The organism is Streptomyces lavendulae subsp. lavendulae, assembly GCF_002803845.1.
Classification (GTDB): Bacteria; Actinomycetota; Actinomycetes; order Streptomycetales; family Streptomycetaceae; genus Streptomyces; species Streptomyces lavendulae.
Map to the genome: position 1 here is coordinate 5450301 of NZ_CP024985.1, position 22382 is coordinate 5472682.

Consider the following 22382-nt stretch of genomic DNA (forward strand, 5'->3'; position numbering starts at 1 on the left):
GGGCCTAGCCTTTCACTCCGGTCAGGGTGACGCCTTCGACGAACGCCTTCTGGGCGAGGAAGAAGAGGACGATCACCGGGGCCATGACGAGCACGGTGGCTGCCATGGTGAGGTTCCAGTTGGTGTGGTGCGCGCCCTTGAAGGACTCCAGGCCGTAGCTGAGGGTCCAGGCGGCCGGGTTGTCGGAGGCGTAGATCTGCGGGCCGAAGTAGTCGTTCCAGGCGTAGAAGAACTGGAAGAGGGCCACGGCGGCGATCCCCGGCCTGGCCATCGGCAGGACCACCCGCAGCAGGGTGCGCAGCTCGCCGCAGCCGTCGACGCGGGCGGCGTCGAGGTATTCGTCGGGGATGGTGAGCAGGAACTGGCGGAGCAGGAAGATGGAGAAGGCGTCGCCGAAGGCCATCGGGACGATCAGGGGCCACAGGGTGCCGGAGAGGTCGAGCTGTTTGGCCCAGAAGAGGTACATGGGGATGACGACCACCTGCGGCGGCAGCATCATCATGGCGATCACCAGCAGCAGCGCGAGCCGCCGGCCGCGGAAGCGGAACTTGGCGAGGGCGTAGGCGACGGGCACCGAGGAGACCACGGTGAGCAGGGTGCCGAGGCCCGCGTACAGGAGGGTGTTGCGCCACCAGGTGAGGAACCCGGGGGTGTGCCAGACCTTGGCGTAGTTGCCCCACTCCCAGGTGCGCGGCCACAGGTCGCGGGTGAGCGCCTGGTGGTCGCTCATCAGGGAGGTGAGGAAGAGGAAGACGAAGGGGAGGACGAAGAACAGGGCGGCGGCCACCCCGAGGGAGTGGACGGCGACCCAGTGCAGGACCGCCTTGCGGGTACGCGGCCGGGCCGCCGGGGCCGGTCCGCCGGCGGGCGGCCGGGTGCGGGGGCGCTCGTCGGTCGGGTTCGTGTCGGTCAGGGTCATCTCAGTCACCGGCTCCGATCAGTCCGCCACGGCGGCGCATCAGGAGCGCGGTGAAGGCCATGGAGAGGGCGAACAGCACCAGGGCGACGACGCAGGCGGCTCCGTAGTCGGAGCGCTGGAAGCCGACGTTGTAGACGAGCTGGGGCAGGGTCAGGGTGGACTTGTCGGGGTAGCCCGGTTCGAACTGCTGGCCCGAGCCGCCGATGACCCCGGCGGCCACCTTTCCGGCGACCAGCGGCTGCGTGTAGTACTGCATGGCCTGGATGACCCCGGTGACCACGGCGAACAGGACGATCGGGGAGATGTTCGGCAGGGTGATGTGCCGGAAGCGGGCCCGGGCGCCGGCCCCGTCGAGCTCGGCGGCCTCGTACTGCTCCTTCGGTACGTCGAGCAGCGCGGCCATGAAGATCACCATCAGGTCCCCGACCCCCCACAGCGCGAGGGCGGTGAGCGCGGGCTTGGACCAGGCGGCGTCGGTGAACCAGCCGGGCGTGGGCAGTCCCATGCCGTCGAGCAGGGTGTTGGCGGGGCCGGTGCCGGGGTTGAGGAGGAAGACGAAGGCCAGGGTCGCGGCCACCGGCGGGGCCAGGTAGGGCAGGTAGAAGAGGGTGCGGAAGATCCCCGCGCCGGTTTTGATCTTTGTGATGAGCAGGCCGATGCCGAGGCCGAAGACGACCCGGCAGCTCACCATGACGACCACCAGCCAGAGTGTGTTGCGCATGGCCGGCCAGAAGAGCGGATAGTCGGTGAAGACGTAGCTCCAGTTGGCCAGGCCGTTGAGGACGGGCGGGCGGAAGCCGTCGTAGCGGGTGAAGGAGAAGTACACGGTGGACAGCAGCGGGTAGGCGAAGAAGACGGCGAAGCCGATCAGCCAGGGCGACAGGAACGCGGCGGTCCGCAGGGCCGCCCGGCGCCGTTTGGCCCGTGCGGTGTTGGGGGCCACCGGGTCACTTCGCCTTCGCGATGTCGGTGTCGATCTGCCGGTCGGTGGCGGCGAGACCGGCCTGGAGGTCGGGCACGTCGCCCTTCTCGAACCGGTACGCGAAGTCCTGGAAGGTCAGCTGGTAGGTGCCGCCGTCCGGCTGGGCCGGAGTGGTGTTCGACTTCGGGTGCCGGGCGATGTCCATGAAGGTCTTCAGCGCGGGGGTCACCTTGAGGTCCGGGGACTCCAGCGCGGCCAGCGTGGAGGGCACGTTGTGGATGGAGTTGGCGAAGGCCACGACGGCCCCGGTGTCGGTGGTCATGTACTTCACCAGCTCCCAGGCGGCGTTCTGCTTGCGGCTCGTGGAGGAGATGCCCATGATCGTGCCGGAGAGGTAGCCCTTGCCGTAGTCGTCCACCTGGTCGTCGGGTACGGGCAGCGGGGCGGTGGCGACCTCGAAGCCGACCCCGGCCTCCTCGGCCATGGCGGCGCGCCATTCGCCGTCGATCTGCATGACCACCTGACCCTTGTTGAAGGGGTGTGCGGAGCTCCACTCGTCCCCGAAGCCGGCCCGGTACCTCTCCAGCTTCTCGAAGCCGCCGAGTTTGGCGACCAGGTCCTTCTGGGCGGTCAGCATCTTCGCGAAGGCCGGGTCCTTGGCCAGGTTGGAGCTGCCGTCGGCGGCGAAGTAGGTGGGGCTCCACTGCGCGACCAGGCGCATCGGGGTGGTCTCGTAGCCGTGGAAGGTGGGCATCACGCCGAGCTGGTCGTACGAGTCCCCGTTGGACTTGGTCAGCGCCTGGGCGTCCGCGACGAACTGGCTCCAGGTCTTGGGGGGTTCGGTGATCCCGGCGGCCGTGAAGGCGGTCTTGTTGTAGACGAGGCCGTAGGCGTCGTGGAGCAGCGGGAGCGTGCACTGGTCGTCCTTGAACCGGGTGTACTCCAGCAGGGTCTTGGGGAAGACCTTCGCCTTGTCGATCCCGGACTTCAGGAGGAAGGGGTTCAGGTCGGCGAGGGCGCCGGAGTTGCAGAACTTGCCGACGCTGTCGGTGCTGAAGGAGGAGACCACGTCGGGGGCCTTGTCCCCGCCCGCGCGCAGCGCCTGGTTGACCTTGTCGTCGGTGATGTCGCCGGTGACCTCGACCTTGATGTTCGGGTGCGCCTTCTCGAACCGGGCGATGTTCTCCTCGATGGCCTTCACCTCGGCGGGCGTGTTCCAGCCGTGCCAGAACTTCAGGGTGACGTCCGCCTTCGGGTCGTCCGAGGCGGTGCCGGCGCTCTGGCCCGTGCAGGAGGTGGCGAGTACGCAGAGGGCGGCCAGGAGGGTGGCCGCGGTGATCGGTCGTCGTCCGGTTCTGGGCATGGCGGTGCTCGCTCTCTGGGGGGAGGAACTTCCGGTGGGTGGTGCCGGTGAGGGGCAGAGGGGCGCGGGGGTGGGGGCGGGGTCAGCGGGAGGTGTCGAACACTTCCTCACGGGCGGCGGCCAGGGCGCTCTCCAGGGCGCCGCGCAGGACGGGCCGTTCGTGCACCTCGCCGGCGACCAGGCGGGGCCGGGAGGGGGCGATTTCGGCGAGCTCGTCCTGGAGGAGGGTGCGCAGGGGGTCGCCGCCCGCGCTGATCACGGCCCCGGACAGGACCACGAGTTCCGGGTCGAGTACGGCGACCAGCGAGGCGAGTCCGGTGGCGAGGACGGTGGCGTAGGACCGCAGGAAGTCCAGGTGCGGTCCCTCGGGTTCGGCGGCGGCCCGCCGCAGCAGGGCCACGGCGGCGGCCACCTGGGGCCCCGGCGGCGCGGCGGCGGACCCGGGCGGCAGGGCCCCGGTCCCGGTATCCGTGCCGGGTGCCGCGGGGACCTCGACGCCGTGTTCGCGGGCGAGGCGGGGCAGCACCTGGGCGCCGGCCAGCTCCTGGTAGCCGCCGGAGTTGGCCCGGGTGACCTGCCGGACCAGGGGGTGCCCGGGGACGGGCAGGAAACCGACCTCGCCGGCGCCGCCGGTCCAGCCGCGGTGCAGCCGGCCGCCGAGCACCAGGGCGGCGCCGAGGCCCTCCTCGTTCCAGAGCAGGACGAAGTCCTCGTGGCCGCGGGCCGCGCCGAGGCGCTGCTCGGCGACGGCGGCGAGGTTCACGTCGTTCTCGTACTCGACCGGCATGGGCAGGGCCGCGGCCAGTTCGTCGAGCAGGGTGGGGGAGTGCCAGCCGGGGAGGTGGCTGGCGTAGCGCAGCCGGCCGGTCTGCGGGTCGAAGGCGCCCGGGGTGGCGATGACCAGGCGGTGCAGGTCGTCGCGGTGCAGTCCGGCGGCCGCCACGGCTCCGTCGAGGGCCGCGGTGACCTGTGCGACGGCCTCGGCGCCCTCGGCGTAGGGCAGCTCGAAGCCGCCGACGACGGTGCCGCTCAGATCGGCGACGGCCGCGACCACCCCCTCGGGGGTCACGTCGAGCCCGCCGACGTGGGCGACGCGCGCGTTGAGGGCGTAGAGCTGGGCGTTCGGCCCGGGGCGGCCGCCGTCGGTGCCGGTGGCCACGACCAGCCCGGCGGCCTCCAGGCGGGCGAGCAACTGCGAGGCGGTGGGCTTGGAGAGGCCGGTCAGGTGCCCGATGCGGGTCCGGGAGAGCGGGCCGTGCGTCAGCAGCAGCTCCAGGGCGGCACGGTCGTTCATGGCGCGCAGCAGGCTGGGGGTTCCGGGGGTGGCGGCGGGCATGGGGCTGGGTCTCCCTCACCGAGGTGAACTGTTAGGTAAGTTTCCTATTGGCGTCCGAGCCGTGTCAATGGCGGTGCGGAGGGTGGTGCGGAGGGTGGTGCCGAGGCGGGCCCGCCGGGGTGCGGACGGGGGTGCGTACGCCGCTGCCCCGCCGGCGGTGACCGGCGGGGCAGCGGCTGCGGCGCGAGGCGCGCGGGACTACTTGGAGATCCGGGGGTTGCCGGGCGAGGACGGCGCCGGGATCGGGTTGGTGGCCATGGACTGCGGGGAGGACGGGTTGGCCAGCGCCGAGGGCGGGGCGACGGAGGCGGCCGGGTCCGGGGCCTCCTCCGGCTCGGACGCGTCCGGCAGGCCGCCGATGATCCGGATGCCCGCGGCGTCGAAGGCCTCCTTGATCCGCCAGCGCAGCTCGCGCTCCACGGCGAACTGCTGGCCCGGCATGGTCTTCGCCGACACCTTCACCGTCATCGAGGCCAGCAGCACCTCGTCCAGGCCCAGCACCTCCACCGGCCCCCACAGGCGCTCGTCCCACGGGGACTCCTTCGCCAGCGAGTCCGCGACCTCCTGGACTACTCGGCGGATGTGCGCGAGGTTCTCCGTCGGCTTGACCTGCACGGCCACGCCGGCCGTGGCCCAGCCCTGGCTGAGGTTGCCGATCCGCTTGATCTCGCCGTTGCGGACGTACCAGATCTCCCCGTTGTCGCCGCGCAGCTTCGTCACGCGCAGCCCGACCTCGATCACCTCGCCGGAGGCCACTCCGGCGTCGATCTTGTCGCCGACGCCGTACTGGTCCTCCATGATCATGAAAACGCCGGAGAGGAAGTCCGTCACCAGGTTGCGGGCACCGAAACCGATCGCGACGCCCGCCACACCGGCGCTCGCCAGCAGCGGGGCCAGGTCGATCTTCAGGGCGGCCAGCACCATCAGTGCCGCCGTGCCGAGGATCAGGAACGAGGCCACCGACCGCAGCACCGAACCGATCGCCTCGGACCGCTGGCGCCGCCGCTCGGCATTGACCAGCAGCCCGCCGAGCGCGGTGCCCTCGACGGCCTCGGCGCTGGTGTTCATCCGGCTTATGAGCTTGGTCAGGGCCTTGCGGACCACCGAACGCAGCAACGCCGCTATCACGACGATCAGCAGGATGCGCAGGCCGATGCTCAGCCAGGTGGCCCAGTTCTCCTCGATGAAGCTCGCGGCGTTGGTCACGCTCTCGGCGGCGTCGTCGGTGGTGTTCGCTGCCAACGGGAGCAGGGTGGCGGGCGAGGGCACGGCGGGGAACCTCCAGGCATAGCGGTCTGCCCGCGGGACGTGATGCGGGACAGGCCAACCACACTAACCGGGCACGGGCCCGACCCCGTTGTCGTGTTCGAGGGAGAGACCCGACTCGCCGGGGGATGAAGGGGGGTGTGGTCGAAAACACCTCGGACCCGTTACGGGCGCGTGGTGGCGCTTCGACCAGCCGTAAGGGGAGACTGGAGAGCAGATCGTCCCGGCGCGAGCCACGCGCCGCCGGCGTACAAGGAGGCAGTCCGTGCCGCACGTCCTGGTCCTCAACGCGTCGTACGAACCCCTCGGTGTCGTACCGCTCCGCCGCGCGCTCGTCCTCGTCCTGGAGAACAAAGCGGTCTCCCTGGAAGAATCGGGCGCCTTTCTGCACAGCGCGACGAGAGCCGTCCCCGCTCCCAGCGTGGTCCGGCTCAAGCGCTTCGTGCGGGTCCCCTACCGGGGGCCCGTTCCACTCACCCGTCGCGCGCTCTTCGCCCGCGACGGTGGCCGCTGCATGTACTGCGGGGCCGTCGCCACCAGCGTCGACCACGTCATCCCGCGCAGCCGGGGCGGCCAGCACGTCTGGGACAACGTCGTCGCCGCGTGCCGCCGCTGCAACCACGTCAAGGCCGACCGGCACCTGCTGGAGCTCGGCTGGCGGCTGCGCCACCAGCCCGCCCCGCCGTCCGGCCTGGCCTGGAGGATCATCGGAACGGGCCACCGGGATCCCCGCTGGATGCCGTACCTCCAGCCGTACGGGGCGGACGACGCGCTGGAGCGCATCGGGGCCGCCGCGTCATAGGGGCCGCGGACCCGGCTACGGGAGCACCGAGAAGGCCGAGGCCGACCAGAGGCTGCAGCCGAAGCGGGTCGCCCGGCGGTCGCAGGTGACGCGGACGAACCGGGTGTCCGCAGCGTCGAGCCGGACGGTGTCCACACCGCCGCGCGAGGTCACCGCGACGGCCGGGCGCCAGTGCACGCCGTCGGGGGAGGTCTCGACCCGGTACGCGGAGGGGTACGCGTCCTGCCAGTGCAGGCGCAGCAGCCCGATCCGGGCCGGGGCCGCCAGTTCCGCCCGCCACCAGGCCCCGTCCACCGCCGGTGAGGACCACCGGGTGGCGTCCGAGCCGTCCACCGCCGCCGACGCCGGGAAGCGCGGGTCCTCGTCCGCCGAGGAGGAGGCCCGCGCGCCGCGCAGCAGGTCCGGGCCACCGGTGCGCGGCACGGCCCGTACGGTCAGGGTGCGCGTCTCCCCGGCGAAGGCCACCGGGACGGCGTAGGTCCCGGCCGGGGTGCCCGCCGGCACCGTCACCTCCAGCGGGACGGACACCCGCGTGCCGCGGGGCACCACCAGGTCCCCGGGCACCTTGACGGCCACCCCGGCGGGCGGGGCCGCCGTGAACGGGCCGCGCACCTCGCCCGGTCCGAGGGACGACAGCTGCGCGGTCACCGTGTGCGGGCCGCCGCCCATCTCCACGTCGGCCGGGGCCGCGTCGGCCAGGTCCAGCCGGACCCGCGGCCCGTCCGCGAACCACGGCACCACCGCGTGCACCACCGGGTCGGCGCCCGTCCACGACAGCCGCACGGCGTCGGCGCGCACCCCGGCCGCGTCGGCCTGGGTCCATCCGGAGGCGGTCGCCTCGCCGATCCGGCGCCAGCCCTCGCCCGGTACCCGTACCTCCACCGACGCGCCCCGCGCGTCGGCGGCCGGGGGGTCCGTCATGACGGTGACCGCGGAGAGCGGACGCGCGGTCTCCAGCCGGACCGTCCAGGAGCCGGGCGCGTGCTCCACGGTGCCCTCCTGGCGGGCCGCGCCCGTCCAGCCGTCGGACTCCTCGGCCACCCGCTTCAGGAAGGGGTCCAGCACGGAGGTGTCCACCTTGGCCCCGCCCTTCTCGGCCAGGGCCCGCCGCGCCGCGTCCAGTTCCCGCGAGGCCTGCCAGGCGGCGGCCCCGTCGCCCCGGGCCTCGGCCCGCAGCAGGTCCACGGCCAGCTCGCCCGCGGCCCCGTAGCGCGAGAGCCGCTCCAGCCAGGGGCCCGCCTCGGCGGCGTAGGAGGGCAGTCGGGCCGGGGCCTCCCGCAGCACGGTGAAGGCCGCCCGCAGCCGCTCGCCCGCCTTGGGGTCACCGGCCGCGCGGGCCCGCCAGAACTCCTCCACCAGCGGCTTCAGGTACGCGGACTCCTCCAGCTTGAGCCCCGAGGAGGCGGTGTTGCCGGCCAGGGCGGCCAGCGCCTCGCGGGTGCGCCGGTCGGGGCCCGCCAGATCGTGCACGGCCGCGGCCCAGGACTCCCCGGCCCGGTAGCCGCGCGGGTTCCAGGCGTAGTCCGCCGCCGTGAACAGCGGGATCCGCGACAGGGTGCCCTGTTCCATGGCGTTGGCCAGGACCCCGGCCGAGCCTCCGGCCACCGCCGGGTCGCGGCCCGCGTAGGGGCCGAGGAAGATGCGGCCCGGGTCCCAGTCGTTGACCGGGTAGTTGTCCATGGTGACCAGCGGGTGCCCGAGCGCGGAGCGGGCTCCGGCCAGCTCCTTGCCCGTGATGGTGCGCGGCACCACGCCCACGCCCGTCCAGGCGACCTCCACCCGGGGGTCCAGCGCGCCGGCCAGCGCCGTGCGGTAGGTGGTGGCGCCGTCCTGGAAGTACTCGGTCGGCAGCAGCGACAGCGGCGCGGCCCCCGGGTGCCGGGCGGCCAGGTGCGCCGCCAGTTCGCCCGCGACCTCGGCGTGCGCCTTCGCCGCCGCCGCGGGACCCGTGCCGTAGCGGACCCGGTCGGCCCGGCAGCCCCACTCCGTGTAGCTGACGTCCTGGAACTGCAGCTGGAAGGCCCGGAAGCCCAGCTCCCACATGGCGTCCACCTTGCGCAGCAGCGCCGCCCGCTCGTCCGCCGAGGCCAGGCACATGGACTGCCCCGGGGACACCGCCCAGCCGAGGACCACCCGGTTGGCGCGGGCCCGCTCCGCCAGCGCCCGGAACTCCTCCTGCCGCTCCGGCGGGTAGGGGTCGCGCCAGGCCGTCGTGCGGTACGGGTCGTCGCCGGGGGCCAGCAGCAGGCGGTTCTGCTTGGTGCGGCCCAGGAAGTCGAGCTGGGCGAGCCGCTGCTCCCGCGACCAGGGCTGCCCGTAGAACCCCTCGGTGACCCCGCGCACGGGGGCGATCGGCCAGTCGCGCACCAGCATCCCGGGGACCTTCCCGGGCCCGGCCGCCAGCAGTTGACGCAGCGTCTGCGCGGCGTGGAACAGCCCGTCCTCGCCCACCCCGGCCAGCGCGACCGTGTCCCGGCCGCCCGTGCGGCCCACCGCCAGCCGGTACCCGCCGTCGGGCAGGTCCCCGGCGGCGGCCGCGCCGAGGGAGCGCAGCGCGGCCTCGGCGTCGGGGCCCTGGAGCCGTACGACGAGGGCCCGTTCGGGCAGCGCCGCCCCCGGGGCCCGCTCGTGCAGGGTCCGTACGCCCGCCCCGCGCAGGGCGGTTCGGACCACCTCGGCGGCGTACGGGTCCACGTCGTGCGGGGCGACCAGCACGGCCTCCGCCCCCACCGGCAGCTCCCGCCCCGGATCGGCGACCGCCGACTGCGGCCGGGGCCACACGGCGGGCCCCTCGGCGGCGGTTCGCGGGGGATCGGAGCCCGGGTCGAGCAACGGTACGGGGACCGCGGCGGAAGCGGCGGCCGCACCGCCGTCGGGACGCGGCGTACCGGAGGTCTTCGGCGTGGCGGTGATGCCCTGCGGGGTCGCGGCGACCGCCCCGCCCAGCAGGCTCCCGATGACGGCGACCGCCGCCGCGGTGCTCCGCTTCCTGCCCCTGAGCTGCACGAAGCCTCCCCGTCCCGAGTCGTCCCCCGCTCGTACGAACGAGCCAGAGCCCACCACCCGTGCGGCTGAAGTGTCAATCGGGGAGGGTGATCTGACCTGGATCCGCCAGGAATGCGATGCCTCCGACTGGGTATGGCTGCGGTGTTCACCGGGGGTGTTGCATGGGCGCGTCCGACGGACCCGCACGAAGGAGTGCTCCCATGAACGCCCGAACCGCCGTCCGCACCACCGCCCACGCCCCGCTCGCCCACCTGCCCGCCCAGTCCGGGCCGGCCCAGGGCCCCCTCACCAGCGAGCCCCCGCTGGCCGGCTCCGCGTACGCGCCGCTGACCAGCGAACCCCCGCTCCTGGAGGAGGCTCCGCTGACGAGCGAGCCGACCACCCCCGCACCGTCCGCCGAGGGCCTCTAGGGCACCGGGCGGACCGCCCCACCCCACGACAAGGGAGCTCCATGGACGACCTCGCCCGGCTCGCGGCCCTGCACGGCGTCGCCACCCGCTACCAGCCCGCCGAGGACGTCACCGCCGACGTCCCCGAGGCCACGGTCCGGGCCGTCCTCGGGCTGATCGGGGTACCGCTCGACACCGCCGGGGACGTCCGGGCCCTGGCCGAGGCCGCCGAACGGGAGCGGGCCGTGCGGCTGCTGCCGGCGACCGTGGTGCAGTGGCGCGGGGAGGCCGTTCCGCAGGCCCTGGCCGCGCTGCCGCCCGGGACCCGGCTGAGGGTGGCCCCGGAGGACGGGGCGGCAGAGCGGGACTGGGCCGCGGAGCTGCCCCTCGGGGTGCACCGGCTCACCGCCGAGGCCCCCGACGGGCGCACCGCCGGGGCCACCCTGATCGTGGCCCCGGACCGGGCGCCGGCCACCCCCGGCCGGGCCCACGGGCTCCTCGTCCAGCTGTACTCGCTGCTCTCGGAGCGCTCCTGGGGCATGGGTGACCTCGGGGACCTGGCGGAGCTGGCCCGCTGGGCGGCCACCACCCACGGCGCCGGGTTCGTCCAGGTCAACCCGGTGCACGCGGCCGTGCCCGGCACGCCGACCGACCCCTCCCCGTACCGGCCCGCCTCGCGCCGCTTCCCCGACCCGGTGTACCTGCGGATCGAGGACGTCCCCGAGTACGCGCACTGCCCGGAGCGGGCCGCCCTCGGTGAACTGGCCGCCCGGGGCGGGCGGCTGCGCCGGGAGGTGCTGGAGAAGGGCGCCCTGATCGACCGGGACGCCGTCTGGGAGCTCAAGCGCGCCGCCCTGGAACTGCTGTACGCCGTACCGCGTTCCCCCGAACGGCAGGCCGCCTACGAGGGGTTCCGCGCCGGGCAGGGCGCTCCGCTGGATCGGCACGCCGCCTGGTGCGCGGCGGCCGCGGGGGAGGATCCGGCGGAGCGCGCCGACTTCCACGCCTGGCTGGTGTGGCTGACGGACGAGCAGCTCACGGCCGCCCAGCGGACCGCCCGGGAGGCCGGGATGGCGGTCGGGATCGTGCACGACCTCGCGGTGGGGGTGCACCCCGAGGGCTCGGACGCCCGGACCGGGCCCTTCCACGCCCGCCGCGTCTCGGTGGGCGCCCCGCCGGACGCCTTCAACGCGCGGGGCCAGGACTGGGGGCTGCCGCCCTGGCGGCCCGACGCCCTGGAGGAGTCCGCGTACGCACCCTTCCGGGACCTGCTGCGCGGGGTGTTCCGCTACGCGGGCGCGGTGCGCGTCGACCACGTCATGGGCCTGTTCCGGCTCTGGTGGATCCCCGAGGGGGCCCCGCCCGCCGAGGGCACGTACGTCTCCTACGACGGCGAGGCGATGCTGGCCGTCCTGGTGCTGGAGGCCCACCGGGCCGGGGCGCCGGTGGTCGGGGAGGACCTGGGGACGGTGGAGCCGCGGGTGCGCCGGGAGCTGGCCCGGCGCGGGATCCTGGGCACCTCCGTGCTCTGGTTCGAGCGGGACTGGTCCGGCAGCGGAGATCCGCTGCCGCCCGGGGCCTGGCGGGAGGGCTGCCTGGCCACCGCCACCACCCACGACCTGCCGCCCAGCGCCGCGAAACTGGCCGGGGCGCACGTCGAACTGCGCGACCGGCTCGGCCTGCTGACCCGCCCGGCGGAGCGGGAGCGGGCCGAGGACGCCGCCGACACCGCGCAGTGGCTGCGGGTGCTGGACGGGCTCGGGCTGGAGACCAAGGACGAAGAGGCCGCCGTGCAGGCCCTGTACGCCTTCCTGCTGCGCACGCCCGCCCGGCTGGTCGGCGTGTGGCTGCCGGACGCGGTGGGGGACCGGCGGCCGCAGAACCTGCCGGGCACCTGGGACCAGTACCCCAACTGGCGGCTGCCGGTCGCGGACGAGACGGGCCGGCCGCTGACCCTGGAGGCGCTGACCGCCTCGCCCCGGGCGAACGCCCTGCTGAGCGCGGTCCGGGAGGGGGCGCAGACCCGTACGGCACCCCCGGGCGCGCGCCCGCTTTAGGTGTTCGCTACTTTGGCACCGTGGACAAGAAGAACGCTCTGCGCGCCGGCGCCGTCACGGCCGGATCGACGCTGATGATGCTGCTGATGACGTCTCCCGCCCTCGCGCTCACCCGCGACGACGGCGACGACCCGGGTCCGGGCCTGAGCATTGGCGAGACCATCGGCCTCTACGTGGCCCTGCCGATCGTGCTGTTCCTGGTCATCGCGGGTCTCGTGATGGTCACCGACAAGTCGCGCAAGCAGCAGTAACACCAGAACGGACGTGGGACGGCCCGACCGGGCGCATCCACTGCCGAAGGCTTCCGGGGCGCCGGAGGTCCGCCCGTCCGGCTCCGGCCGTGGACGGGTGGACCTCCGGCGCCCCGTCGCGTCCGCGGCCGCTCCCCGGGCCTACGGGACGTCGGCCAGCAGCTTGCGGAGCAGTCCCGTCAGGACGTCGATCTCCGCCGCGTCGAACCCCTTGAGGGCGGCGGCCTGCGCCTCCAGGCCGGCCCCGACCGCTTCGTCGATGAGGGCGAGTCCGCGCTCGGTGATGGTGACCTGGAGGCCGCGGCGGTCGTGCGGGTCCGGGCTGCGCGTGAGCAGTCCGGCCTTCTCCAGCTTGTCCAGGCGCCCGGTCATGCCGCCGGTGGTGAGCATGAGCGTGGCCGACAGCTGGCGCGGCGAGAGCGTGTACGGGGCCCCGGAGCGCCGCAGCGTGGCGACGACGTCGAACTCCCCGGTGGAGATCCCGTAGCGGTTGTAGACCCGCTCCATCGCGTCGCCCATGGCCCTGGCGATCCGGTAGATCCGGCCGAAGACGCCCATGGGGGCGGTGTCCAGGTCCGGTCGCACCGCGAACCACTGTGCGGTGATCGCGTCGACGGCGTCCTTGCTGGCTGCTTCTTCCCTGATGACCTGGTTCATGTCCGAAGTATCCAAGTTCCGCTTCCTCGTTCGCAAGAAACTAGCTTGCAGAAAACTAGCTTAGTAGTAAGCTACTTACGAGCGATCTAGTTGGGGGCAGCGGGCTCCCGGTCGCCACCGCCGAGGAGTCGCCGTGAACCGCGTCGCCACCATCGCACTGACCGCGCTGGCCCCCATCTCCTGGGGTTCCACCTACGCCGTCGCCAGCGAACTACTGCCGCCCGACCGGCCGCTCTTCACCGGGGCCATGCGCGCCCTGCCCGCCGGACTCCTGCTGATAGCACTCTCCAGGAGCCTCCCCAAGGGCGCCTGGTGGTGGAAGTCCGCCGTCCTCGGCACCCTGAACATCGGGGCCTTCTTCCCCCTCCTCTTCCTCGCCGCCTACCGGCTGCCCGGCGGCGTCGCGGCCGTACTGGGCTCCGCGGGCCCGCTGTTCGTCGTCGGCCTCGCGGCCCTCGTCCTGGGGGAGCGGGCGAGGCTGCGCACCGTGCTCGCCGCGGTGGTCGCCGCGTTCGGCGTGAGCATGGTGGTGCTGACCGCCGAGGCGAAGCTCGACCTCATCGGCGTCATCGCCGGCATCGTCTCCTCCGCCTCCATGGGCGCCGGCACAGTGATGACCAAGCGCTGGGGGCGCCCCGAGGGCGTCGGCCCGCTGGCCGTGACCGGCTGGCAGCTCACCGCGGGCGGACTCGTCATCATCCCCATCGCGGCCCTGGTCGAAGGCGCCCCGCCCGCCCTCGACGGCAAGGCGTTCCTGGGCTACGGCTACATGATGCTGATCAACACCGGCGCCGCGTACGTCCTCTGGTTCCGCGGCATCGGCAAGCTCTCCGCCACCTCCGTCACCCTGCTCGGGCCGCTCTCCCCGCTCACCGCCGCCGTCATCGGCTGGGCCGCGCTGGGCCAGGCGCTGACCCCGATCCAGGTGGTGGGCATGGCGATCGCCTTCGGAGCCACCGTCTTCGGACAGCTCCCGGGCCGCGCCGACCGCGCCGCCGCCCCCGTGGCCGCCGCCCCCGTGGCCGCGGCACCCAAGGAACCGTTCGGTTCTCCTGAAGAAACCGATCGAAATGTTTCGATGGACCTGGGCAATGTGAAGGTGCGACGGTAGGGCACATCCAGATCAGCTCCAGACCCGAGGGAGAGACACCCAGGTGGCCGTCACGGACCGCGCCCGAACCGTTTCGCAGGAACAGCAGCAGTCCGACAGCGGACGCGGGAAAAGGGGGGCCGCCGGGGTCGGCGTCCTCCTCGCCCTGCTCGCGACGGTCGTCTGGTCCGGCAGCTTCGTGGCCACCCGGGGAATGGCAGGGTCCGTCCCGCCCGTCCAGGCCGTCTTCTGGCGCTGGATCATCGCCGCCCTCGCGGTCGCCCCCCTCGCGGCCCGGCAGGCCTGGCAGCAGCGGGCCCTGATCCGCAGGCACCTCGGCTACATCAGCCTCGCCACCCTCTTCGGCGTCACCCTCTACAACACCCTCGTCCACCAGGCCGGACTGACCACCTCCGCCTCCAACATGGGCATGATCATGGCGGCTTCGCCGGTCATCATGGCCCTCTACGCCCGCCTCGGCGGCGAACGGCTCGGCATCCGGCGGACCTCCGGGATGCTGCTCGCGGCCTTCGGGGTCCTGTTCCTCGTCGGAGACGGCTCGCTCGGCTTCGACTTCACCGCCGGCGACCTGTGGATGTTCGGCGCCGCGCTCTCCTTCGCCACCTACAGCGCCCTCCTCAAGCGCAAGCCCGCCGAGATCGGCGGCCTCGCCTTCCTGTTCACCACCTTCGTGCTCGGCGCGCTGATGCTCGCCCCCGCCTACGCCGTCTCCCTCCACCTGCAGGGCGGATTCGAGGCCACCGCCGGGACGGTCGGACCGCTGCTCTACGTCGGCGTGTTCTCCTCCGCCGTCGCCTTCTTCGCCTGGAACAAGGCCATCTCGCTCATCGGCGCCGCCCGCGCCGGAGTCGTCTACTACCTCCAGCCGGTCTGCGTGGCGGGACTGGGCCTGCTGCTCCTCGGCGAGCGGACCGGCCCGGCCGAACTGCTCAGCATGGCCCTGATCCTCGGCGGAGTCGGGCTGGCGAGTGTCACCCGGAGGTAGGTTCGGGGGCGTGATCGAGTGGGACATCAAGAAGCTGCGGATCCTGCGGACCCTGGCCCACCGGGGGACCGTCACCGCGACGGCCGAGGCGCTGCACATGACGCCCTCGGCCGTTTCGCAGCAGCTGACCAACCTCGCCCGGCAGCTGGGGGTCCCGCTGCTGGAGGCGCAGGGGCGCCGGGTCCGGCTCACCGACGCCGCCCACCTGGTGCTGCGTCACACCGAGGACGTCTTCGCCCAGCTGGAGCGGGCCGACGCCGAAATCGCCGGGTACCTCTGCGGGGAGGCCGGGGAGGTGCGGATCGGCGCCTTCTCGACCGCCGTCCCGGTGCTCGTGGTCCCCGCCGTCGCCGCCCTGCGGCGCAGCCACCCCGGGATCGAGGTCCGGATCCGTGAGACCGAGGCCGCCGAGTCCTACGAACTCCTCTCCGCCGGGGTCGTCGACCTCGCCCTGTCCCTCGCCGCCCACGCCCCGGGCGCCGGTGACCCCCGCTTCACGCGGGTCACCCTGCTGGAGGACCCCCTTGACGTCGCGCTGCCGCCCGGCCATCCGCTGGCCGCGGCGCGGGGCCTGCGGCTGGCCGACCTGGCCGGGGAGCGGTGGATCTACGGGGGCAGCGGGCCCTGGTCGGAGATCACCCGCAGCGCGTGCGAGGCGGCGGGGTTCGTACCGGAGCAGGCGCACTCGGCGTCCGGGTGGACGGCGATCCTCGCGATGGTGGAGGCCGGGATGGGGGTCGCGCTCGTACCGCGGATGGTGTCGGGGAGGGCGGAGGGGGTCGCGGTGCGGGTCCTGCACCAGGACCGGCCCACGCGGCACGTGATCGCCGCCCTGCGGCGGGGCTCGGAATCGGCCCCCGCCCTGGCCCGCGTCCTGACGGCCCTCCAAACCGCAGCCACCTGACCCGTCCCGCCACCGCTGCGCGGGCTCCGCCCCCGTACCCCCGCGCCTCAAACGCCGGCGGGGCTGGATCTTCCAGCCCCGCCGGCGCTTGAGGCGCGGGCGCGGAGCGCCGTGCAGTGAGCCGCGCCGGCGACTGAGGCGGGAACGGAGGAAGGGCGGGTAGGGGACAGCACCGCGCAGCGGCACGCACCCGCACACGACGGCCGAGCCGCGCGAGCGACGCGTCGGAAATGGGCCCGGCCCCGCCCGCCCCCGGAGGGGCCGGCGGGGCCGGGTGTCGGGCCGGGGGTCAGGAGCGGGAGGCCGCGGCGGCGTCGGCCGCCTGGGCCTTCAGGGCGCGTTCGACGCCCGACCGGGACTCCGACACCAGCCGCCGCAGCCCCGCGTTCGGCTCGGCCGAGGCCAGCCACGCGTCCGTCGCGTCCAGCGTCTCCTGCGAGACCTGCAGCGACGGGTACAGGCCCACCGCGATCTGCTGCGCGATCTCGTGGCTGCGGGTGTCCCAGATCTCCTTGACCACCGCGAAGTACTTCGCCGCGTACGGCGCGAGCAGCTCCCGCTGGTCGCTCTGGACGAAGCCGCCGATCACGGCCTCCTGCACCGCGTTCGGCAGGTCCGCGGAGTCGATGACCGACGCCCACGTCTCCGCCTTGGCGGCCGCCGTCGGCCGCGCCGCACGGGCCGTCGCCGCGTGGCGCTCGCCCGCCGCCGTCGCGTCCCGCTCCAGCTCGGCCGCGATGGCCGGCTCGTCCGCGACACCGGTGGCGACCAGCCGCTCCAGGAACGCCCACCGCAGCTCGGTGTCCACGACCAGGCCCTCGACGGTCTCCGAGCCGTCCAGCAGCGCCGCCAGGTACGCGAGCTGCTCCTCGGTACGGGCCGTCGCCGCGAAGGCCCGCGCCCACGCCAGCTGGTGGTCGCTGCCCGCCCCGGCCGTCCGCAGGTGCTCCCGCGTGGCCTCGGTCCAGGTCGCCAGGCCCTGCTCCCGCCACGCCGGGTCGGCGTACAGGTCCACGGCCAGCTTCACCTGGCGGTGCAGGGACTGCACGACGCCGATGTCGGACTCCTTGCCGATGCCCGACAGGACCAGCGCCAGGTAGTCGCGGGCGGCGAGCTCGCCGTCGCGGGTCATGTCCCAGGCGGAGGCCCAGCACAGGGCGCGCGGCAGCGACTCGGTGAAGTCGCCCAGGTGCGCGGTGACGTTGGCCAGCGAGACCTCGTCCAGGCGGACCTTGGCGTACGACAGGTCGTCGTCGTTGAGCAGCACCACGGCAGGACGGGCACGGCCCACGAGCTCCGGTACCGCCGTCCGCTCGCCGTCGATGTCCAGCTCGACGCGGTCCGTGCGGACCAGCTTGCCGTCCTGGAGCTCGTACAGGCCGACCGCGATGCGGTGCGGGCGCAGCACCGGCTCGCCCTTGGCGCCCGCGGGCAGGGCCGGGGCCTCCTGCCGGACGGCGAAGGCGGTGATCATGCCGTTCTCGTCCGTCTCGATCTCCGGGCGCAGGATGTTGATGCCCGCCGTCTCCAGCCACGCCTTCGACCAGGCGGTCAGGTCGCGGCCGGAGGTCTCCTCCAGCGCGCCCAGCAGGTCGGACAGTCGGGTGTTGCCGAACGCGTGCGCCTTGAAGTAGGCCTGCACGCCCTTGAAGAAGGCGTCCATGCCGACGTAGGCGACGAGCTGCTTGAGGACCGAGGCGCCCTTGGCGTACGTGATCCCGTCGAAGTTGACCAGGACGTCGTCCAGGTCACGGATGTCCGCCATGATCGGGTGCGTCGACGGCAGCTGGTCCTGGCGGTACGCCCAGGTCTTCATCGAGTTGGCGAAGGTGGTCCAGGCGTGCGGCCACTTCGAGCCCTCCGCGTACGCCTGGCAGGCGATGGAGGTGTACGTCGCGAACGACTCGTTCAGCCACAGGTCGTTCCACCACTCCATGGTGACCAGGTCGCCGAACCACATGTGCGCGAGCTCGTGGAGGATCGTCTCCGCGCGGACCTCGTACGCCGCGTCCGTCACCTTGGAGCGGAAGACGTACTGGTCGCGGATGGTGACCGCGCCGGCGTTCTCCATCGCGCCCGCGTTGAACTCCGGGACGAAGAGCTGGTCGTACTTGGCGAAGGGGTAGTCGTAGGCGAACTTCTCCTGGAACCAGTCGAAGCCCTGCCGGGTCACGTCGAAGATCTCGTCCGCGTCGAGGAACTCGGCGAGCGAGGGGCGGCAGTAGATGCCGAGCGGGACGGACTGCCCGTCCTTGCCCTCGTACGAGCTGTGGACGGCGTGGTACGGGCCGACGATCAGCGCGGTGATGTACGAGGAGATCCGCGGGGTCGGCTCGAAGGCCCACACCCGGTCCTTCGGCTCCGGCGTCGGGGAGTTCGAGATGACCGTCCAGCCCTCGGGGGCCGTCACGGTGAACCGGAACGTCGCCTTCAGGTCGGGCTGCTCGAAGCTGGCGAAGACCCGCCGCGCGTCCGGGACCTCGAACTGGGTGTACAGGTAGGCCTGCTGGTCGACCGGGTCGACGAAGCGGTGCAGGCCCTCGCCGGTGTTGGTGTAGGCGCAGTCGGCGACCACGCGGAGCTCGTTGGCCCCGGCGGCGAGCCCGGACAGCGCGATCCGCGAGTCCTGGAAGACTGCGGCGGCGTCCAGCGCCTCGCCGTTCAGGACGACCTCGTGCACGGCCGGCGCGACCAGGTCGATGAAGGTCTCGGCGCCGGCCTCGGCCGACTCGAAGCGCACGGTGGTCACGGACGGGAAGGTGCCGCCCTCCTGCGCACCGCTGAGATCGAGTTCGACCTCGTACGAGTCGACGGTGAGCAGCTTCGCCCGCTGCTGAGCCTCTTCACGGGTGAGATTCGTGCCAGGCACGCGGTCATCTCCTTTGATGGTGACGTTGCCCCGCCATCCTTCCACGCGCTCCGCGTCACCGCGCCGGAGTAATCCACGGGCGAACGCGAGGTCCGATTCCCGCCAGCGCCGGCGGGCCGGGAGGGGCACGATCGCAGCCATGACCTCCTCCACCGCCCGCGCCGCCGGAACCCCTCCCGCCGCCGCCGTCCTGCCCCGCCCCGTCGACCCCACCGTCCTCGCCGGGCTGCGCCGCCGCGACGACGCGGGCCGGCCCTGCCTGCCGTACGAGGACCCGGAGGGCGGGGCCCCGCTGCGCTGCTGCCTGCGCCGCAGCCGGGCGGGCGAGCGCATCGCCCTGGTCTCCTACGCGCCGCTGCGCCGCTGGGCGGCCGGTTCCGGTGCGGACCCGGGGGCGTACGACGAGCAGGGGCCCGTGTTCGTGCACGCCGACCCCTGCGCGGGCCCGGCGCAGGACGGCGCACTGCCCTTCGGGACGCCGGGGGCGCTGCGCGTCGCCCGGCGCTACGACGCGGGCGGCCGGATCCTCGGCGGCCGCCTGCTGGACCTCGGAGAGGAGCCCGACGCGGTCGTCGGGGAGGCGCTGGCCGAGGCCTTCGCCGACCCGGAGGTCGCGCTCGTGCACGTCCGCGCGGTGGAGTACGGCTGCTTCCTCTACGAGGTGCGGCGGCCGTGAGACGCGGGAGGGGCGGGTGCCGTGCGGCACCCGCCCCTCCCGCGCCCGGAATCCGGATCAGCCCTGGCGCAGCTCCTCGGCCACGAGCTCGGCGATCTGGACGGCGTTCAGCGCGGCGCCCTTGCGCAGGTTGTCGTTCGACAGGAACAGCGCGAGACCGTTGTCCACGGTCTCGTCGACGCGGATGCGGCCCACGTACGAGGCGTCCTTGCCGGCGGCCTGGAGGGGGGTCGGGATCTCCGACAGCTCGACGCCGGCGGCGTCCTTCAGCAGCTCGTAGGCGCGCTCGACGCTCAGCGGGCGGGCGAAGCGGGCGTTGACCTGGAGCGAGTGGCCCGAGAAGACGGGGACGCGCACGCAGGTGCCGGAGACCTTGAGCTCCGGGATCTCCAGGATCTTGCGGGACTCGTTGCGGAGCTTCTGCTCCTCGTCGGTCTCGAAGGAGCCGTCGTCGACCAGGTTGCCCGCGAGCGGCACCACGTTGTAGGCGATGGGGCGCTTGTAGACGGCCGGCTCGGGGAAGTCCACCGCGCCGCCGTCGAAGGTCAGCTGGTCTGCGTTCTCGGAGACCGCGCAGGCCTGGCCCTTGAGCTCGGCCACGCCGGCCAGGCCCGAGCCGGAGACGGCCTGGTAGGTGGTGGCGACCAGCGCGGTGAGGCCGGCCTCGTCGTGCAGCGGGCGCAGCACGGGCATCGCGGCCATCGTGGTGCAGTTCGGGTTCGCGATGATGCCCTTGGGGCGGTTCTTGATCGCGTGCGGGTTCACCTCGGAGACGACGAGGGGGACCTCCGGGTCGCCGCGCCAGGCGGAGGAATTGTCGATCACCACAGCGCCCTGGGAGGCGACCTTCTCGGCGAGGGCGCGGGAGGTGGCGCCGCCGGCCGAGAAGAGCACGATGTCCAGGCCGGAGTAGTCGGCCGTGGAGGCGTCCTCGATGGTGATCTCGCGGCCCTCCCACTCCAGGGTCGAGCCCGCCGAACGGGCCGAGGCGAACAGCCGCAGCTCGTCCACCGGGAACTTGCGCTCGGCCAGGATGCCGCGCATGACTCCGCCGACCTGTCCGGTGGCTCCGACGATTCCGACCCTCACGGTGACTCCTCTTGGTACGTAGGCGCGGGCGCGCGTGGGGCCATCATGCGTTCGACCCCACGAGGCTTGTCCAATCCATTGTCCGAGCAGCGGACGGTGTCCGGGATGTGAACCTCCGTGGCGAGTGCGTGACGGGCGTGTTTCGGGGCCCCCGAACTTCCGTTTTGCCTGGTCAAGGCCGGTTAGCGTCCGGTCTGTCGTGCCCGTTATCCGGACACGGCGTACCAGACATCGAAATGCTCACCTCGGGGAGAACACCGTGCGGGACATCCGCCACCGCCGCCGGTCGATACCGGCCCTCGCCGCCCTCGCGGCCGCCGCCGTCGCCGCGCCGCTCCTGATCGCCGCCGCCCCGGCGTCGGCCCACGACAACGACCACCGGGACCGGCGCGGGGCCAAGCTGGCCAAGGAGCTCGTGGAGGAGGTCACCGCCCGCGGGGCCTACCGCCACCTCGCGAAGTTCCAGCAGATCGCCGACGCCAACGGCGGCAACCGCGCCGCGGGCACCCCCGGCCACGCGGCCTCCGCCGCCTACGTGCACGACACCCTGAAGAAGGCCGGGTACGACGTCTCGTACCAGGACTTCGACATCTACGAGGCGCACACCAGGACGGAGAAGACCACCGTCCTCGGTGCGGGCGGGCGCGAGCTGGCCACGGCCGCCTTCACCTTCACCCGGTCCACCCCGGCGGGCGGTCTCGTCGCCCCGCTCGCCCTCGCCCGGGTCGACGAGACCCCCGGCTGCACCGCCGACGACTACCCGGCCGGCGCGTTCACCGGGAAGATCGCCCTGGTCAAGCGGGGTGCCTGCACCTTCGTGGAGAAGCAGCGGGCGGCCGCCGCGGCCGGCGCCGTCGGCGTGATCGTCTACAACCACAGCGGCACCACCCCGGTCCGCGGCGGGTTCTCCTCCCCGTCCGAGGGGGTCATCCCGAGTGCGGGCATCACCCTGGCCGACGGCGAGGCGCTGGCCGCGGCCGCCGCCGCGGGTGAGGTGAAGGTGCGCCTGGACCTGGACCAGGAGCACGTGAAGAAGACCACCCGCAACGTGATCGCGGAGACCAGGGGCGGCCGCGCCGACCGCGTGGTGGCCCTCGGCTCCCACCTGGACTCGGTCCCCGAGGGCCCCGGGATCAACGACAACGGCTCGGGCTCGGCCGGGCTGCTGGAGGTGGCTCTCAAGCTTGCGGACGAGGGCGCCAACAAGAAGGGCAAGGGCACCGCGAACAAGGTCCGCTTCGCCTGGTGGTCGGCGGAGGAGCTGGGCCTGCTCGGCTCCGAGCACTACGTGGCGCAGCTGAACGAGAAGCAGAAGAAGGACATCGCGCTCTACCTGAACTTCGACATGATCGCCTCGCCGAACCCGGCGCAGTTCGTCTACGACGGCGACGACTCGGACAAGACCGGCGAGGGCGCGGGCCCGGCCGGCTCGGCGCAGATCGAGGCGCTGATCAACGGCTTCCTCGACAAGAAGGGCAAGCCGCACGAGGGCAGTGACTTCGACGGCCGCTCGGACTACGGCCCCTTCATCGCGAACGGCATCCCGGCGGGCGGCACCTTCACCGGCGCCGAGGGCGTCAAGACGGCGGAGCAGGCCAAGCGCTACGGCGGCACGGCCGGGTCCCCGTACGACCCGAACTACCACGGTGCGGGCGACACCCTGAAGAACCTGGACCTGAAGGCCTTCGACACCAACCTGGACGTCATCGCCCACGCGGTGGGCACCTACGCGCAGGACCTGAGCTCGATCGGCAAGTAGCGCGGGCCGGCCCGAGGGGGG

The 22382-nt window shown here is 73.3% G+C and carries 18 protein-coding genes; 9 read left to right on the forward strand and 9 right to left on the reverse strand.

What is annotated here, in order from left to right; translation table 11 throughout:
* Window positions 1–4: 4 nt before the first annotated feature.
* The 5 genes from SLAV_RS24190 to SLAV_RS24210 all read right to left on the reverse strand — a co-directional run bounded on the left by SLAV_RS24190 (window position 5) and on the right by SLAV_RS24210 (window position 5809).
* Entirely contained in the window at window positions 5–919 is a 915-nt protein-coding gene (locus SLAV_RS24190) for a carbohydrate ABC transporter permease (RefSeq protein WP_078950292.1), read from the reverse strand.
* Window position 920: 1 nt separating this feature from the next.
* Entirely contained in the window at window positions 921–1862 is a 942-nt protein-coding gene (locus tag SLAV_RS24195) for a carbohydrate ABC transporter permease (RefSeq protein WP_030229581.1), read from the reverse strand.
* A gap of 4 nt (window positions 1863–1866) precedes the next feature.
* The gene (locus tag SLAV_RS24200) at window positions 1867–3204 is read right to left on the reverse strand and encodes an extracellular solute-binding protein (RefSeq protein ID WP_030229582.1); all 1338 of its coding nucleotides are present in this window, start codon (window positions 3202–3204) and stop codon (window positions 1867–1869) included.
* 82 nt (window positions 3205–3286) lie between these two features.
* On the reverse strand, window positions 3287–4540 hold the full coding sequence (locus SLAV_RS24205; RefSeq protein WP_030229584.1) for an ROK family transcriptional regulator: 1254 nt from the start codon (window positions 4538–4540) through the stop codon (window positions 3287–3289).
* Window positions 4541–4738: 198 nt separating this feature from the next.
* Entirely contained in the window at window positions 4739–5809 is a 1071-nt protein-coding gene (locus SLAV_RS24210) for a mechanosensitive ion channel family protein (RefSeq protein WP_037687122.1), read from the reverse strand.
* A 262-nt stretch (window positions 5810–6071) separates the two neighbouring features.
* On the opposite strand from SLAV_RS24210, the gene SLAV_RS24215 reads away from it, so the two are divergent.
* The gene (locus tag SLAV_RS24215; RefSeq protein ID WP_030229586.1) at window positions 6072–6608 is read left to right on the forward strand and encodes an HNH endonuclease; all 537 of its coding nucleotides are present in this window, start codon (window positions 6072–6074) and stop codon (window positions 6606–6608) included.
* A 15-nt stretch (window positions 6609–6623) separates the two neighbouring features.
* Here SLAV_RS24215 and SLAV_RS24220 read toward each other — a convergent pair whose 3' ends face one another.
* The gene (locus SLAV_RS24220; RefSeq protein ID WP_030229587.1) at window positions 6624–9614 is read right to left on the reverse strand and encodes a glycoside hydrolase family 84 protein; all 2991 of its coding nucleotides are present in this window, start codon (window positions 9612–9614) and stop codon (window positions 6624–6626) included.
* A 200-nt stretch (window positions 9615–9814) separates the two neighbouring features.
* On the opposite strand from SLAV_RS24220, the gene SLAV_RS43210 reads away from it, so the two are divergent.
* The 3 genes from SLAV_RS43210 to SLAV_RS24235 are packed head-to-tail and all read left to right on the forward strand — an operon-like array spanning window position 9815 to window position 12311.
* Window positions 9815–10024 carry a hypothetical protein gene (locus SLAV_RS43210; protein ID WP_030229588.1) on the forward strand — a complete coding sequence of 70 codons (210 nt, stop codon included), beginning with the start codon at window positions 9815–9817 and terminating at the stop codon, window positions 10022–10024.
* Window positions 10025–10065: 41 nt separating this feature from the next.
* Window positions 10066–12060, forward strand: a complete 1995-nt coding sequence (locus SLAV_RS24230) for a 4-alpha-glucanotransferase (RefSeq protein WP_030229590.1) — start codon at window positions 10066–10068, stop codon at window positions 12058–12060.
* A 20-nt stretch (window positions 12061–12080) separates the two neighbouring features.
* Entirely contained in the window at window positions 12081–12311 is a 231-nt protein-coding gene (locus SLAV_RS24235; RefSeq protein ID WP_030229592.1) for a hypothetical protein, read from the forward strand.
* Window positions 12312–12452: 141 nt separating this feature from the next.
* Here the strand turns inward: SLAV_RS24235 and SLAV_RS24240 are convergent, their stop codons facing one another.
* Window positions 12453–12968, reverse strand: coding sequence for a MarR family winged helix-turn-helix transcriptional regulator (locus tag SLAV_RS24240; protein ID WP_030229593.1), 516 nt, complete (start codon window positions 12966–12968; stop codon window positions 12453–12455).
* Window positions 12969–13101: 133 nt separating this feature from the next.
* Here SLAV_RS24240 and SLAV_RS24245 point away from each other — a divergent pair, with 133 nt between their 5' ends.
* From SLAV_RS24245 to SLAV_RS24255, 3 genes are read left to right on the forward strand one after another with little or no spacing between them, the layout of a single operon-like run.
* On the forward strand, window positions 13102–14079 hold the full coding sequence (locus SLAV_RS24245) for an EamA family transporter (protein ID WP_030229594.1): 978 nt from the start codon (window positions 13102–13104) through the stop codon (window positions 14077–14079).
* 43 nt (window positions 14080–14122) lie between these two features.
* The gene (locus tag SLAV_RS24250) at window positions 14123–15064 is read left to right on the forward strand and encodes a DMT family transporter (protein WP_030229595.1); all 942 of its coding nucleotides are present in this window, start codon (window positions 14123–14125) and stop codon (window positions 15062–15064) included.
* A gap of 10 nt (window positions 15065–15074) precedes the next feature.
* On the forward strand, window positions 15075–15968 hold the full coding sequence (locus tag SLAV_RS24255; RefSeq protein ID WP_030229597.1) for a LysR family transcriptional regulator: 894 nt from the start codon (window positions 15075–15077) through the stop codon (window positions 15966–15968).
* 289 nt (window positions 15969–16257) lie between these two features.
* On the opposite strand, the gene pepN is transcribed toward SLAV_RS24255, so the two are convergent.
* Complete coding sequence (gene pepN / locus SLAV_RS24260; RefSeq protein ID WP_030229598.1) at window positions 16258–18837, reverse strand: aminopeptidase N; 2580 nt, start codon at window positions 18835–18837, stop codon at window positions 16258–16260.
* Window positions 18838–18976: 139 nt separating this feature from the next.
* Here pepN and SLAV_RS24265 point away from each other — a divergent pair, with 139 nt between their 5' ends.
* Window positions 18977–19513, forward strand: coding sequence for a DUF1203 domain-containing protein (locus SLAV_RS24265; RefSeq protein WP_037687124.1), 537 nt, complete (start codon window positions 18977–18979; stop codon window positions 19511–19513).
* A gap of 57 nt (window positions 19514–19570) precedes the next feature.
* Here the strand turns inward: SLAV_RS24265 and SLAV_RS24270 are convergent, their stop codons facing one another.
* The gene (locus tag SLAV_RS24270) at window positions 19571–20602 is read right to left on the reverse strand and encodes an aspartate-semialdehyde dehydrogenase (protein ID WP_030229600.1); all 1032 of its coding nucleotides are present in this window, start codon (window positions 20600–20602) and stop codon (window positions 19571–19573) included.
* Between the two features lie 259 nt (window positions 20603–20861).
* Between SLAV_RS24270 and SLAV_RS24275 the strand changes: the two genes are divergently transcribed.
* Window positions 20862–22361: a M28 family metallopeptidase gene (locus tag SLAV_RS24275; protein ID WP_051840790.1), complete on the forward strand. Its 1500-nt coding sequence runs from the start codon at window positions 20862–20864 to the stop codon at window positions 22359–22361.
* Window positions 22362–22382: the final 21 nt, after the last annotated feature.

What these genes read in the sequence shown, in the direction of transcription:
- SLAV_RS24190 (WP_078950292.1), bottom strand. Translation starts at nt 919, where the DNA reads ATGACCCTGACCGACACGAACCCGACCGACGAGCGCCCCCGCACCCGG.
- SLAV_RS24200 (WP_030229582.1), bottom strand. Translation starts at nt 3,204, where the DNA reads ATGCCCAGAACCGGACGACGACCGATCACCGCGGCCACCCTCCTGGCC.
- SLAV_RS24205 (WP_030229584.1), bottom strand. Translation starts at nt 4,540, where the DNA reads ATGCCCGCCGCCACCCCCGGAACCCCCAGCCTGCTGCGCGCCATGAAC.
- SLAV_RS43210 (WP_030229588.1), top strand. Translation starts at nt 9,815, where the DNA reads ATGAACGCCCGAACCGCCGTCCGCACCACCGCCCACGCCCCGCTCGCC.
- SLAV_RS24230 (WP_030229590.1), top strand. Translation starts at nt 10,066, where the DNA reads ATGGACGACCTCGCCCGGCTCGCGGCCCTGCACGGCGTCGCCACCCGC.
- SLAV_RS24240 (WP_030229593.1), bottom strand. Translation starts at nt 12,968, where the DNA reads ATGAACCAGGTCATCAGGGAAGAAGCAGCCAGCAAGGACGCCGTCGAC.
- SLAV_RS24265 (WP_037687124.1), top strand. Translation starts at nt 18,977, where the DNA reads ATGACCTCCTCCACCGCCCGCGCCGCCGGAACCCCTCCCGCCGCCGCC.